The organism is Sphingobacterium puteale (genome assembly GCF_050986225.1).
In the GTDB taxonomy this organism is placed as follows: Bacteria; Bacteroidota; Bacteroidia; order Sphingobacteriales; family Sphingobacteriaceae; genus Sphingobacterium; species Sphingobacterium puteale.
On the sequence record NZ_CP158959.1, the window covers coordinates 3,526,832 to 3,542,435 of the forward strand.

Below are 15,604 nucleotides of genomic sequence, written 5' to 3' on the forward strand. Positions count from 1 at the left end.
GACCGATGTTTAGTTTGTAAAAATTTTTTAAAAATCCACAGGATTTATATGTCTAACAGCAAAAATCTGATCAGTCCATCGATTCAAATAGCAGCCCGCTATGTGCGGGTGCCGTCAGCTCGTGAGATGATTGTGTCGGTTCACGAGTTATCCTATCTGTTGCCCCTGACAGGCTGTCAAAGATCAATAGCCATTTCTGATCATCGTCCAACAAAATGCGTTGTGCTGCTCCGGAAAAATTCATCACAGCTAGGAGCTTTGATTTTGCTTTTCCGGCCCTTAGCAGCAATACATTTTGCTCCGACAGACAATCAACGTTGATATCTTCACGGCTTAGATTCTTTAAAACTGGATGTGATTTGCGCAGGGCAATAAGTGCGCTGTAGTAAAGATAATGCTGGCGAAAGGGGGACTTTTCCAGTTCATTCCAGTCCAATACTGACCGCTGAAAAGTGGCTTTATCTTGGGGATTAGGTACCTCACCGCTGGTCTGGAATTCTCTGAATTCCTCTTCCCTTCCTTGCTGCACATTTTTGACCAATTGCTGGTCACTGTGGCTGACGAAATATTGAAATGGTTTTTTCGTACCCCACTCTTCACCCATAAACAACAAGGGAATATAGGGGGATAAAAAAACGGCAAAGGCCATTAAGCGAGTCATTTCTACGCTATAAAGGCTGCTGCTACGCTCGCCGAACATTCGGTTACCTACCTGATCATGGTTTTGACTAAATACAATAAAACGATTACCTTTGATTCCGTCGCTGTCCGTTCCAAAGAATCTTTTGCGATGGCTAGAATAACAACCATCAAATACATACGCTTTTTCGTATGCTTTAGCAAGATGAGCGACACCCTCAAATTCTTTGTAGTACCCTTTTCTTTCTTCACCGGCAGCAACTCTTAGCGTATGGTGAAATTCATCGAGCCATTGCCCGTCCATCGCAAAACCATTTACCTCCAGGGGATCCAAAAAACGTCGGTCATTGAGATCGCATTCGACGAATAGGTAACGCTGTTTTCCGCTTTTAGCTACTACGCCATCAGCTAGCCGCCTAATATCCTGCAGGATATGTGCTGGACCGAAATCCTTGATGGCGTGTACAGCATCCATCCTTAAGCCATCGATATGAAAATCTTCAAACCACATCCGTATATTGGCCAGTACGAAATCACGAACCCCATAATTTAATTCGTCGTCGTAATTTACAGCATCCCCCCAGGGTGTATGATACTTCGCTGTAAAATAAGGGCCAAAGGCAGGTAAATAATTTCCTTCAGGGCCGAAATGGTTATAGACCACATCCAAAATAACAGCAATATCTGCCTGATGGCATGCATCGACCAATTGTTGTAGGCCACGGGCCCCACCATAGGAATTTTGTACTGCAAAGGCATAAACACCATCATAGCCCCAATTGCGTTCCCCCGGGAACTGTCCTACGGGCATGAGTTCCAGTGCATTTACCCCCAGGGCTTTCAGGTAAGGGATTCGATCAATAACTCCGTGAAAATCATGTTTATCACTGAATGTCCCCACATGGAGCTCATAGATTATAAGCTCACGCTGTGCAGGAGCATGATAACGATGGTCTGTCCAGGGGTAGTCGAGGTCAATCATCGCTGAAGGGCCATGCACCCCTTCGGGCTGGTATAATGATGCAGGGTCAGGATACGCGGTTCCATCAATAATAATTTTATACCGCTCGCCATGCCGTGGTAACTTGCTATTCGCGTACCAATATCCATACGTCTGTTTTTCAAGTGGTATAACGATCTCCCTTTCGGTTAATAGGCAATCTACTGCGGTTGCCCAGGGTGCCCATATCCGTATATGTGCCTGATTGTCTATCCAGCGCACCCCGAGTTGGGTAACTCCTGTATGTTGCATAGTTTTAACAATTAATTTGTACGACTTTAATTTAGGCGGATATAAATACCAATACAGAGCGTGGCGGAACCACCACAATTTCGTTTGCTGCAAAGGTCTTATGTTCCGTTAGGGTATCCCTATTTGTATCCAACACTTTGGACCAGCTGGAACTATAATTATGATCCGGAAGCTTATAGTCAACATCTTCCCAATAGGCATTAAAAATAAGGTAAAAATGCTGATCCGTAATCTTTTCGCCATTGTGATCAAAAGATCGAATACCCTGACCGTTTAGAAACACGGCCAGTGACCGGGCAAAGTCATTCTGCCAGTGGGAGTCGTCCATCTCGGTTGCATCCGGAAGGAACCAGACAATGTCTTCCAGTCCCGTGCCCCGGATGGGCATTCCCTGAAACCATTTACGCCGGCACAAGGATGGGTGTTCCCGTCGGAAAGCAATCAATGACTTGGTGAAGTTGAGCAGGGAAATATCCATTTTTTCCCAATCAAGCCATGAAATAGCGTTATCCTGACAATATGCATTATTATTTCCTTGCTGCGTACGGCCGAATTCATCCCCGGCCACCAGCATAGGTACCCCCTGAGAAAGAAAAAGCGTTGTCAATAGATTTCGTCTTTGTTTTGCCCGCAGGCTATTGATTTCAGCGTCATCGGTGGGACCCTCGGCACCACAGTTCCATGAGCGGTTGTGATTGTCTCCATCGTTATTATCTTCGCCATTCGCTTCGTTGTGTTTTTCATTATAGGAAACAAGGTCATTCAGCGTGAAACCATCATGGGCAGTGATAAAATTGATACTGGCTGAGGGTGTGCGATTATCCCCTCTGTACAGGTCTGAAGAGCCGGTAAGACGATTGGCAAATTCACCGATCATGCTGTCTGCGCCGATCCAGTAATCACGTATACAGTCTCGGTATTTTCCGTTCCATTCGGCCCATCCCGGCGGAAACTCCCCCACCTGATAACCGCCCTCGCCAATGTCCCAGGGTTCAGCAATCAGTTTTACCTGTGAGATAACGGGATCCTGATGGATAACGTCAAAGAAAGAACTCAGTTTGTCCACATCATGTAGTTCGCGGGCCAGAGCAGAGGCCAGGTCAAACCGAAAGCCGTCGACATGCATCTCCTGGATCCAGTACCGCAGGCTGTCCATAATCATGCGCAATACATTGGGCTGGCGTGCATGGAGTGTATTTCCCGTTCCCGTAAAATCCATGTAGAATCGTTCATCCTCCGCTAAACGATAATAAGCGGCATTGTCAATTCCGCGGAAGGAAAGCGTGGGGCCCATTTCATTCCCTTCACCTGTGTGGTTATAGACTACATCCAGTATGACCTCAATTCCGGCAGCGTGCAACGATTTTACCATATTTTTAAATTCGGTTACCTGCTCACCATGTGTCCCATTGGATGAATAGCGCACATCCGGGGCAAAAAAGCCGATGGAATTGTATCCCCAATAATTGCTGAGGCCTTTATCCTGTAAATGTCGGTCGGTCAGGAAATGGTGGATAGGCAATAGCTCAATGGCTGTTATCCCCATTTCTTTTAGATAGGCGATTGCCGCTGGATGGGCCATGCCAGCATACGTGCCTCTGATTTCTTCGGGGATATCCGGGTGAAGGGCCGTGAATCCTTTGACATGGGCTTCGTAAATAACAGTTTGATGCATGGGTATACTTGGCGGCCGATCGCCTTCCCAGTCAAAGGCAGTGTCGATGACAACTGATTTGGGTACATATGGCGCACTGTCGGTATCACTGAAACTCAGATCCGAAACTGTATCGCCGATAGCATAACCAAAGAGGGCATCGTTCCATTGTACGGTACCTGATATTGCCTTTGCATAAGGATCTATCAGTAATTTATTCGGGTTAAACCGGTGCCCCTTTTGGGGCTCATAAGGCCCATGTACGCGATAACCATAGCGCTGCCCAGGTTTAAGTCCTTCCAGGTAAATATGCCATACTTGATGAGTTTTTTCTTTTAAGCTGATTTTGGCAATTTCCACCGTTTCCTCCGTGTCACCATACAAACAGAGCTCAACGTTTTCGGCATGTTCTGAAAATAGCGCAAAATTTACGCCTTTACCATCAAATGTTGCCCCTAGCGGATATGGCGATCCTGTATAAATTTTTGGTTCCATCATGAATTATCTATTGTATAGTTGTGTATAATGACGTAGTTTTTTTTTCAATTTTTTGTGAAAGGCCTGTTTTTCCATGCGCCAGAGCCAGTTGCCAGCCGTACTGGCCGGACGGTTCATGCGCGATGAACCATCCAGACCCAGCAAATCCTGCATGGGAATAATGACCGTATCGGCGATGGAGGCATATAGCATCCGGATAAAGGATACATTTATCATTGAAGTATCCATGGACATTCCTAAATAGTTGTCTATTCTCCTGCGTGTCTGCTGATCAATTTCCTGATTATACCAGGAAAGCGTAGTATTGTTGTCATGTGTACCTGTATAGGCGAAGCAATGGTTTTCGTACTGGTGTGGGATATGCGGTGAACGCGCCATATCGTCACCAAAAGCAAACTGCAGCACCTTCATTCCCGGCAGTTGGTACCGGTCACGTAGCGCGTACACTGCCGCATCTATATCACCAAGATCTTCAGCGACAAAAGGCATCAACCCTAATTCGGCCTTTAGCTGATCGAAAAAATCTGTTCCCGGTCCCGCAGACCATTTTCCCGCTTGTGCCGTCTGTTCTCCGGCTGGGACCTCCCAGTAGGCCGAAAAAGCACGAAAATGATCCAATCTAACCTGGTCAAATAGTCTACAACTATGCCGCAATCGCTCGATCCACCAGTTGTATTTCACTTTTCTAAGTGCCCCCCACCGATAGACAGGCATGCCCCACAGCTGCCCCTGATCGTTGAAATAATCTGGCGGTACACCGGCAATTGAAGATAGGTTACGTTGCTCATCCAGCGCAAAAAAATGAGGATGTGCCCATACGTCCACTGAGTCGTAATTCATATAAAAAGGCATATCGCCCAACAGGCGGATGCCACGGTCGGTACAGTAATGACGGAGATCGTTCCACTGCTGAGAAAAAAGATATTGCCACCATTTGACCATCCGAATCTGATCAGCATGCTCATTTTCGAACAGATCCAACGCTTCCTGATCCCGCGCGCGATATTTTTCGGGCCATTGGTACCAAGGCTGGTTATGATACTGCTGTTTTAACACCATAAACAAGGCAAAATCCGATAACCAACTGGCTTCATCGTTACAGAAATCATCAAATGCGCTACTGTAGACAGAAAACCTTGTATAAGCTTTTTCCAACAACTGATACTTTATTTCGCTGACGGTCTGAAAATTAATCATACCTGCATCTGATACCTTGGCTATACTTAACTCCTTTTTTGTCAGCCATTGCTGTTTAACCAGTGCATCCAGATCAATAAAAAGCGGGTTACCGGCCCAGGCACTGAGCGTGCTATAGGGAGAATGCCCCTGCGCTTCTGCTGTTGGCCCCAAAGGTAGCATCTGCCACCAAGACTGACCACTTGCCTGCAGCCGATCGACAAAACGACGAGCTTCGGATCCCATGTCACCGATACCATAGGCTCCGGGCAGTGAACTGAGATGCATCAAGACACCGGCACTTCTTTTTTTCGGTTTTTCTTTATATTGCATAATTGCCAGGGGTATATTTTTCAGTATTTTTCCGACAGCGATCTCCGTTTCCTCCCCTTCTACCGCCGCCAGCCAATGCTTCCACTTCAATGGATGTGTTGTCGGCAGCTGTACGGTAGTGTCCAGCCAGTCAAAGGCGCCCGAAATAAAGTGCGATGCTTTACCGATCGCTGCCAAGTGTAACGGAACAACTATTATCAGCCAATCATCGCCATATTTACGCGCAAAGGCCAATATATTTTTTTTATACGCACCCACGACCTTCAGTTTTATATAACTGCTTTGGGCAGATAATGCTGGGCAGCTTTTACGAAGCTCGGTCAGTTTACTAATCAGGGCTAGTTTAATGGCGCCATTCTGCCGTTCGCACCAGAGTGATTCCAGCCTACGATTTTTAGGGAGTGTATCAAGGTCATTCAGTAATTTTTGGCGGCATGCATAGTCAACAGGTCTTCGGTTGTCAGGGTCGACAAAACTGTGATTCCATAATTCAGCCCCCTGATAGATATCAGGCACACCTGGGGCGGTAAATTTTAGTACCTGCAAGACAAGGGAATTTATAATTCCATAATCTATGATCTCCTGCATAAACTGACAAAAATTGGTAAAAAAAGGCCGTTCTTTGTCCAGCAGAAAACGCGCGAAATCGCTCACAAGAGCTTCATAGGATTCATTGGGTTTTTCCCAGCTTGATCGTTCTTTGCCTTCACGCAGGTATTTAACCAGATAATCCAAAAATCGTTTTTCAAATGCTTCTTCCGGTTCTGCCTGAGGTACACCAAAAGGATAGGAGCTCACTAAAGTCTGGTAAATAAAATATTCGTCATTGGGATGCGGAAGATCACGACGATATGCATTCCAGGCCATGTCCTGCCAGATCTGCACCTGCTTGGTCCACTTACTGGCCATGGCCGTGAGTACCGAAAGCCGACAGCGCGCATCCTCCCCCCTCTTTGTATCGTGTGTTGAGCTGGCATTCAATGAAAGCGGCCAGTATTTTTGGCGTTTTTCCATCGCTTTATGGAATTGGCCGATGCTGATGCCAAAGTTACCTGGGTTGTCTCCGACTTCATTGTGACCAATAAAGCGGTTGTACGTGTACATCAACGTATCTTCGATACCTTTAGCCATGACCGGACCGGTAAATTGCATGCAACGTAACAAAAATTGCGTTATCTGAGCTCTATAAGCCGGGTTATCACTCTCCTGGGCAATCTTGAAAAGGGCCCAGGTTCGGGCTAAAGTACGCGGGTCCAAATTAGAATCAGCACTCAGCCTTTTAAAAATTTTGGCGATTATCCGATAGCTCTGCCGCGATAATGGAAAACGATCATCATATATGCGATAAACTGGAAAATTAGCCAAAAATGCCTGTACGATAGCTCTTAGACGCTTTCTGTTCAGCTCAGATTTATCGTCAAGCAAATCTGCCAACAAATTCACGAGATTGGCTACATCCCCCTGCATATACTCCGAAAGGATCAACTTTTTCTTTTCCAGCCGTTGCAGTTTCAGGGGCTTTTGTTCATTAAGAAGTTGCTTATAGTAGGAATTTAGTTTCTTCTTGCCTTTCGCACAGGTCAGGAGATTATTGCATGCGGATAAAAACTCATAGCCAGTTGTCCCCTGTATGGGCCATATCTGCGGTAGAACCTCATCCCGTTCCAGTATTTTTTCGACGACAATATAACATCCAGCACCCAGCCATGCGCGTAGGTCTGTCAGATACTGGGTTGGGTTATACAATCCATCCATATGGTCAATACGTACACCGTCAATTAAACCTTCCCGAACAAGTTGCCGCACCAATTGGTGCGTCTGCTCAAACACATTCGGCTCATGTACATTCAGGCAAATCAGTCCATTGATGGTAAAAAAACGACGATAATTGATACGTTGTTGCGTGTCCCACCAAGGGCAAAGTTCATAAAATTGAGCATCTGCCAGTTCCTGTAAGCTTTCAGGTGAATTATTGATAGCTTCAAGGCATCGGTCAAGCACAGGGTTCGGAACATGCGAAAATATTATTCCGCGCAGCTCCGCCCATTCTTCCTGATTTCCATTTGCCTGTGCAGTATTAACTCGAATCAGAAATCCATTGAAGTCATTATGCACTGTTTTCAGGTGATCTGCAAAAATGCTGCAATACGATTCAGGACTAAGGGGGTAGCGATCATCTCCGTACCGCAGGTATAATTTAGCATCATGCTGCACTAAAGCCAGCTCACCTTCCACAATCGCCTGCCTTAGCTCCATTGTCAAGACCGGAACCATTAATTTGCCCGGGGCAAACATATGACCATGATAACAAGTATCGAAATAGCTACTGTAGCTTGAGGCCTTACCAAATTCAAGTATATCCATTAACCAGGTATTCTCAGTATGAAAGGCCATGTGGTTGGGCACAATATCCTGGAGCCATTTGATCCCATATTGATCGAGTTTTTTGCGGATACGCTGCAGGTCTGCAAGTGTGCCTAGTTCAGGATTTAACTGGTTCATGTCCGTACCGTCGTAACCATGACCACTCCCAGGCGTAGATGTCAAGATCGGTGAGGCATAAATCATCGTTACACCCAGCTGCTGAAGATACGGAAGGATGTTCTCGAGATGGGTAAAATTAAAATTTTTATGAAATTGGATCCGATAGGTCGTATGCGGGTAAGTAGATTCTAGTCCTTTTGCATGCATGGCTTCGCTTGATTTTTAATTTACATCAGAACGCTTCCCGTTGAAATTAGTTCGATTTATCCATTAAAAAACATCTGTTAGTATCTTAACTACTGAATGTCAAAATGTTAAAAAAATAATTTAAAATTAAAACGATTCCAATTTATGCGGCGTTCTTCTCCTACAACAACATAGATTTTAAAACTTTAAGAGCAATATGATGATGAAAAAGATAGGAATTACATTTTCTGCTTTTGACCTTTTACATGCAGGTCATATTAAAATGCTAGAGGATGCCAAAGAGCAGTGTGATTTTCTGATATGTGGCCTACAAACGGATCCCACATTGGACCGCCCAGAGAAAAACAAACCGACACAGACGGTTTTTGAACGCTATATGCAACTTAAGGCCTGTAAACACGTCGATATGATTATCCCTTACGCCACCGAGCAAGATCTGGAGGACGTACTGCGTTCCTACAAAATCCATGTGCGTATACTGGGAGATGAGTATATGGACAAAGCGTTTACTGGACGCCAATACTGCGAGGAGAAAGGCATTGAATTATATTTTAATAGGCGCGAAAACCGGTTTTCAAGTTCGTCGCTCCGCAAGATTATTGCTACGAAGCAAGAGCATGTGCAAGGTGCTGTGGTCAAGCTGAATGACACAGGCAATTATCCGCTACAAAGAAGAAATGCTTAATAAATTAAATAATAGGAAATGATTATAGGAATAATATTTGGTGTATTTGACATGCTGCATGTCGGCCATATCGTCGCACTGCAAGAAGCAAAGCGTCAATGCGATTATTTAATCGTAGGACTTAAAACGGATGTTAAGAAAGAAGATACAACTGGCTATGTGGCTGCACAGACCATGGTCGAACGATTTATCAAATTGGAAGGCTGTCAATTTGTGGATGAGATCATTCCTTACGAGTCCGACGATGATATTTCAGATATGCTACAGTCTCTTCCGATCCACAGAATATTTGTCAGTGAAGATTATAAGACACGTGATTTTGAAGGTCGGGATTATTGCGTTGCGGAAGGAATCGAAATCGTTTATACGAAACGCAAAAATCGTTTTTCTAGTCAGTCCCTGCGCGAGATCGTCAGTGAAAAAGAACGGACAAAAGCTAAAAAAATTTTCTCGGTAGATCAGTATGAACCCGTCCACCCAGATTTAGTAAATAAGGTGACCGCCGCCCCCAGATGAGCCGCTTTAACAGTAATACAATCAATCAGAAAGTAAATACTTTACTGCTATGGAAAAGATCAATACTGCCCTTATTTCCAGTGTACGTAAGCTGCGATGCGCCTACCGCATACTTTTTGAACATGATCCACAAAGCCCTGCAAGGATTGTACTTGAAGGGCCTTCTATTGAAACGGTTGGCAGCAGATTTTTTTATCCGCCAGATATAGCGTTATTATTTTTAGATTACCGCATTGTTTACAAAGATAGCGGCCTATTTTTTGCGTTAACCCGTACCTATTTCCCTTCTATACCGATTATTTTGCTGGTTGACAATCAGCAATTTTCACCCTCACAGCACTGCAGAGATTCTGTAAGCGCTCTTTTTTCGGTGGACTCAGATCCATCGACGTTGTTTTCATTGATTAGAGATATGGCATATTTCCCGCCCCTTATCCAAATTACTTGATGACGCTTATAATACCACCATTTCGCATAGTAAAAATTAAAAGCTTTTGCCATGCCGATAGGCATAATTACATCGCTAATTTACAGTGCGTGTTATAAAAACTGAAGTAGTGTATTAATTTATAAATTATGATACATCCAGTAACACCATGGACAGCAACCGTCCAGTCCGATATCGCCAGCAGCAAGCCTATCTTCGAACTCATGCTGCATGCATACACGCTGACACTATTCAATACCGGAGATTCACTCTGGCTGGTTGTGAGCTGGCCAAAGGGTGGGCGTATCGCTTTTAGACTCGCTTTTGGCATGAATAGTGATTTTGAAAAAATCACCGTTAGCAAAGCTATTGATGAAGTTCTGGTGACTGCAGCCACGAGATTAGGTTACTACCGGATTATTATATCTCTTCCGGAGAGCGAGGAAGCGGTGTTTCGTTATACGACCAGTTTTCAGGGTAAATTTCCCCTACTGATCCCCTTTTGGCCGCGTGATATCGTGCCCCTTACCGAAAATGGTCGAATAGAAAATACAGCCGGTACAATTCACACCCATCAGGTGGGCGCCCGATCCGGGGAGCTTTATTTCAGTATGACAAAACCAGCTGTGGGTTCGGTTTATTATTTTCAGAATCTTACAGCGATGTCGCCATACTGTCAGGCGACGGAAGTTTCACTCCGTGAAACAGTCGGCGGGAGCTGGCCCGAACTCGGGTTTCAGTTTCCTGTCAATGCGGAGAAACCGCTTCCTTCGGAGACCGAATACATCATATCAGATGCATTTGTGCTATTGACGCAGGAAACTCCGGAAAAGGAGACTGAGGTTGCCACACAATACCTCAGTTATTTATCAACCATCTACACGCTACTACCCCGGCCCGAACCGCTTACCCATGACTGGATCGCTACGTCAAAAAGAGTGCTGGACGATCTGTATACAAACAAAGGTTGCTGGACACAGACCAATGGAGTTCCTTATCTTAATGCCTATGTAGGCGATTATAAAACTCCTTCCGAGATCATGGTTCAGCTAGCCGTCTTATTGCCGCTACAGGAATACCTGACCTGGAGTGGCGATACCCATCCTCTTTTGGACGACCTTGAGTGTGGACTGGGTGTATTTTACGACGATCGGATCAAAAGCATCGTACGCTGGCACCCGGCACTTGAAGATGATCTCGATAAATCCGAAGAACAGAAGCGGGAGATGGTCATGGATTCCTGGTATCTGCATCATCCATTGTTAAATCTTTCACGATTGGCGCTGCGCGGAGACAACACCGCAAAGCGATTGTTTCTGGACTCCGTCGATTATGCTATTAAGGTGGCAAAACACTTTGACTATGATTGGCCCGTTTTTTATAAGATGACCACATTAGAGGTATTAAAAGCCGAAACTGCTCCAGGTAAAGGAGGCGAGAAAGATGTACCGGGATCCTATGCACATATCATGCTTATGGCTTGGAAGCTGACCGGAGAAAAACGCTTTATCCGTGAAGCTAAGAAGGCATTGGAAAGCTTGGATGGCTTAGTTTTTGATATTTTTTATCAAGCCAATAATACTGCTTTTGCCGCCGCGGCCTTAGTAGAGATGTACAAGGAAACCGGCGAGCCGAAGTACCTCGGATTAAGTTACCGCTGCCTCGCCGGCGTTTTCAAAAACTGCCAGATCTGGGACTGCGATTATGGCTACGGAAAAAGTTTTCCTTACTTCTTTGCCGTTTTCCCCTTAAATGATGCACCCTATACCGCTGCCTATGAGGAACTGGAGGTTTTTGCTGCATTACACCATTACCTCGAGGCCAGCAGTGGAATTGAAATTCTGCCAGCATTAAGGATACTTATTCCCGAGTTTATTAAATATGCCATTGGGCGATTGGCCTGTTATTTTCCGCCTCTATTAACTGTTGACATGATTTCCGAAAAAGTGAAAACCGGAGAAATTCAAAGAGATTTATGGATCCCGCTCGAAGATATCCACGACGGTTGGGAAAAAAGCGGCACAGTTGGTCAGGAAGTGTACGGAGCGGGCCTTGCCTTTGCACTAGTTCCGAGACAATATTTTAAAATACCGGAGCTGGATGCTATCGTGTTTGTTGATTATCCAATAACGAATTTTCGAAGAGGTAAAAATTCAGCTACCTTTCTTCTTGCGGGAAGCGAGGTGCTAAAGGCCGAGCTGCGGCTCCTTGGGCTGCCCGGGAACCGCCTTCCTTCCATTCAGATAGCACAGAAAGTTAAATCTACTTATCATCCTGCAAAAGAGAAAGCACCCGGACAATTCGAGCTCTCTGGTACCGGTATGGTACGGATAACCTGGAAATAGGCTCAAAGTTGTGGCAGTGGCGCCAATAAAGATAGCACAGAGACAGCTGACAGTATCAATGAGGCATAGGCACCAGAAAATATGGGTGACAATCAAGCAGTCGCTACGCCTGTGGCCGTAGAGGAATCAACAATTATCTGTTGAGTTTTTGTCCCATTATGCCAAACCTATGGTTGACACGCCATAATTTGAGAATCTTTTATTTTATTGAACTATTCAGGTTTTCTACGGGTTCTTATAACGAAATAAATGTTACACGAAGAATCAATATTATGACACTATTTAAGAATCCACACACGAAATATCCCACTCCTCCCTTTCCAAAACAAGAACAGGAAGTACCGGGAACCGAATCAAAAATGAAACCACAAGCCGATCATGGCGAGGAAAGCTTCAGAGGTAGCGGGCGATTAAAAGATGCTAAAGCGCTTATTACCGGCGCCGACTCGGGAATTGGTCGAGCCATCGCCATTGCTTATGCGCGGGAAGGTGCCGATGTGGTTATTAATTACGGCTACGACATCGAAGATGGAGATGCAGCTGAAACTGCTAGACTCGTGGAAAAGGAAGGTCGCCGGGCTTTGCTTTCAAAAGGAGATCTGCGAAAAGAAAATTATTGTCAGGAGTTAATTGATTTATGTGTCCGTGAATTAGGGGGAATCGATATACTGGTCAACAATGCTGCGTATCAGATGGCGCATAAAACGCTGGAAGAGCTGACTGCTGAAGAATGGGATCGTACTTTTGAAACGAATATTAGGAGCATGTTCTATCTATGTAAAGCTGCTGTGCCTTTCATGAAACCGGGCAGTTCTATTATTAATACCGCATCGGTCAATTCTTATCATCCAAATGCCGTTTTATTAGATTATGCCGCTACCAAAGGGGCTATTCAAAATTTTACAGCCAACCTAGCTCAAATGCTGCTCGAACAAGATAAAGGTATCCGTGTTAACGCTGTTGCTCCCGGACCTGTCTGGACACCATTAATTCCGTCCACCATGCCCGAACCTGAGAATTTTGGCAAGGATAGTCCAATTAAAAGGCCTGCTCAACCCGCGGAAATTGCGCCCGCGTATGTGTTCTTGGCATCAGAGGACAGTAGCTATATCGCCGGAGCCACAATCGCGGTAACAGGGGGTAAAATTGCAATTTAAACTTTTCTTTTTCAATCGGAAGATTTGAGCAGATAATTTCCAGGATTGGGAATCGTATTGTATGTACCTCATGAGATCATTACTAATCATGGTGGAACGCTTTGGGTGGAAAGCGAAGCCGGCGAAGCAGCAGCAATTTGCCAACGAAATAAACTGAAGCCAAACGTCAATACGTTTGGCTTCAGTTTATTAAAAAGGAGCAGTTTTTTTAATTCAATTTATAAAGCTTTAGCTGTTTCTGTAACTTCTTTCGGGACATGTGAATCCGTGTTTTTATGGTGCCTTCCGGCATATTAAAGTAACTCGCTATTTCATGGTATTTATAGCCCTCCAAAAACAGCCGGAAGATTTCATAGTTTTCCGGGGTTAGGCTGCACATTGCTTTTTCAATGTCTTCAGCCATAAATTTATTGACCCCATTGTTATGCACCACATTATTTGCTCCCTCCAAACCAATATACGTATCCTGAATCTCACTTACCCGTTTGGCCTTACGGTATTTATTGATATACGTGTGTTTCATGATCACATACAGCCAGCTCATTAATTTAGGGTGTTGTACAAAATTGTCAAGGGATTTTAGTGCCCTGATCCAGGTTTCCTGAATAAGGTCTTCCTTTTCATCTGGGTCATTTGTGAATTTGGTGGCAAAATGGTTTAATAATCCTCGCTTTTCCTTGATCAGTACATTTAAATTGTAATCGTTCATAACTTTTCCTCTCTTGTTTATAATGTCATTGTTAAAGGTTGATCCTGCCATTTCGTATCAATAAGAGTGCTAGTATCCCGACCCCTTTTTGTAAAATATACTTCTACTGTGACAAAACGTAGAAATACGTTTTACAGGTAAACCGCGGCATTTAAGTCGGTACTGATTATATTCTGAAACAATTTTGTTATATATTGCCTATAAATTAACTAATTAGGATAAAAGATAATTAGGTAGTAAATCATGTCGAAATGCTAAAAGTACGTGGCAGGAAAGAAATCAGCGGAGTTCTTTTTCGTGTGTTATGTTAAAAAAAAGGACAGTGTGTCCATGAGGTTGTCGTGGATATATAATGTAACCGTTGAAATAAAGCAAACTTTTTGTCGGTATGCAGCGCGCTCTTCAGAAGGATAATTATCGAGGTATTTTGATTTTTTGGTATGCTATTAAAGCGTCGCCAGAAAAGCTAGCAGCGCTTTCAGAAAATCTCCCGGGCAGGCAAAGTGGACGTTATGATCAGCACAGTCAAACAGTCGGTGCTGTACCAGTTCGGGGTGCATGGATTTTAACTGTTGATTTTCGGCCCGTGTATCAAATGCATCACCTTTACCAACAGCGTCAATGATTAACATCGGGACACGCAACGAGCGATAGCTTTTTATTGGATCTACACGCATTATGGAAGAAGCGTATCGGCTCACTTCAAAGGGCCTCTCTAACAACTGTACATACTGAACACTGTCCTGCATATGCATATAGGCGTTGAGTCCTTTATATAGTAGGCTATTTCCATCCTGATGTTTGATAAATCCAAAGATTTGCCATTGCTGCGCTGAGCCATCCAGCTGCGCGATATTGCTATAGATTTCAAAATCAGATTTATAGACATCAAATAGTAGTTTTTTGACTTCTGCCGGCGGTTCCACCGATCTGAAAAACGCTTCTTTTTGAGCGATATTCATCCTCTTGAACAACGATTTAAATGGGACTGAACCGCCATCCTCCAGCACGAGGGCCCGCACCCGATCCGGATAGCGGTCATGGAAAGCTGTTGCGATATAGCCGCCTCTGGAAAATCCGCCGATAACAGCATTTTTAATGTGCAGATCATCCATGACCGCAGCAAGGTCGTCCGCAAAATCCCAGAAATCCAAATCTTGCTCGGGTATTTTCGTCAGCCCATGACCATAATGATCAATGGACAGTACGCAATATCCCGCTTTAACCAAGTTTTCTGCAAATGGATAAAAATCATAGGCCGACAAAAGGCTTCCTGGTAACCAAATAAACACCTTGTCGGTTTGTTGTCCCCACTTCAGGTATGCAATCCGGTGGTTGGCTGTTTGAACAAACCGCCGATGACCGTTTTCAAATGTCTCGAAAGTATTTCTGTCACGTATATATTTTTTATGGAGAAAGGAATCTGACTCTTGCGCATACACGATGGAAATACAAAGCAGGTAACCGATAATGAAATGACAGACACGAATCATGGACAAATTAGGATGTATCAAAAATAAAA

At 44.4% G+C, this 15,604-nt stretch carries 10 protein-coding genes; 5 read left to right on the forward strand and 5 right to left on the reverse strand.

Translation table 11 applies throughout. The features are described 5' to 3' along the window. Positions 1-70 precede the first annotated feature (70 nt). Genes treZ through treY form a run of 3 tightly spaced genes read right to left on the reverse strand, consistent with a single transcriptional unit; the run spans position 71 to position 8,243 of the window. The gene (gene treZ, locus ABTV71_RS15090) at positions 71-1,891 is read right to left on the reverse strand and encodes a malto-oligosyltrehalose trehalohydrolase (protein WP_433900096.1); all 1,821 of its coding nucleotides are present in this window, start codon (positions 1,889-1,891) and stop codon (positions 71-73) included. Between the two features lie 31 nt (positions 1,892-1,922). Next, on the reverse strand, positions 1,923-4,043 hold the full coding sequence (gene glgX, locus ABTV71_RS15095; RefSeq protein ID WP_433900097.1) for a glycogen debranching protein GlgX: 2,121 nt from the start codon (positions 4,041-4,043) through the stop codon (positions 1,923-1,925). A 3-nt stretch (positions 4,044-4,046) separates the two neighbouring features. Then, complete coding sequence (treY, locus tag ABTV71_RS15100; protein WP_433900098.1) at positions 4,047-8,243, reverse strand: malto-oligosyltrehalose synthase; 4,197 nt, start codon at positions 8,241-8,243, stop codon at positions 4,047-4,049. 196 nt (positions 8,244-8,439) lie between these two features. Between treY and ABTV71_RS15105 the strand changes: the two genes are divergently transcribed. The 5 genes from ABTV71_RS15105 to ABTV71_RS15125 all read left to right on the forward strand — a co-directional run bounded on the left by ABTV71_RS15105 (position 8,440) and on the right by ABTV71_RS15125 (position 13,373). After that, on the forward strand, positions 8,440-8,928 hold the full coding sequence (locus ABTV71_RS15105; protein WP_121126139.1) for an adenylyltransferase/cytidyltransferase family protein: 489 nt from the start codon (positions 8,440-8,442) through the stop codon (positions 8,926-8,928). 18 nt (positions 8,929-8,946) lie between these two features. Beyond that, a complete protein-coding gene (locus ABTV71_RS15110) occupies positions 8,947-9,444 on the forward strand; it encodes an adenylyltransferase/cytidyltransferase family protein (protein ID WP_121126140.1) in 498 nt (165 codons plus the stop codon). A gap of 49 nt (positions 9,445-9,493) precedes the next feature. Further along, positions 9,494-9,892: a hypothetical protein gene (locus ABTV71_RS15115; RefSeq protein ID WP_433900099.1), complete on the forward strand. Its 399-nt coding sequence runs from the start codon at positions 9,494-9,496 to the stop codon at positions 9,890-9,892. Positions 9,893-10,020: 128 nt separating this feature from the next. Next, the gene (locus tag ABTV71_RS15120; protein WP_433900100.1) at positions 10,021-12,216 is read left to right on the forward strand and encodes a hypothetical protein; all 2,196 of its coding nucleotides are present in this window, start codon (positions 10,021-10,023) and stop codon (positions 12,214-12,216) included. Positions 12,217-12,488: 272 nt separating this feature from the next. After that, positions 12,489-13,373: an SDR family oxidoreductase gene (locus ABTV71_RS15125; protein WP_121126143.1), complete on the forward strand. Its 885-nt coding sequence runs from the start codon at positions 12,489-12,491 to the stop codon at positions 13,371-13,373. Positions 13,374-13,581: 208 nt separating this feature from the next. Here the strand turns inward: ABTV71_RS15125 and ABTV71_RS15130 are convergent, their stop codons facing one another. Together ABTV71_RS15130 and ABTV71_RS15135 are read right to left on the reverse strand one after the other, a co-directional pair. Beyond that, complete coding sequence (locus tag ABTV71_RS15130; RefSeq protein WP_433900101.1) at positions 13,582-14,082, reverse strand: RNA polymerase sigma factor; 501 nt, start codon at positions 14,080-14,082, stop codon at positions 13,582-13,584. A gap of 446 nt (positions 14,083-14,528) precedes the next feature. Continuing rightward, a complete protein-coding gene (locus ABTV71_RS15135; RefSeq protein WP_433900102.1) occupies positions 14,529-15,596 on the reverse strand; it encodes an alpha/beta fold hydrolase in 1,068 nt (355 codons plus the stop codon). Between the last annotated feature and the right edge of the window lie 8 nt (positions 15,597-15,604).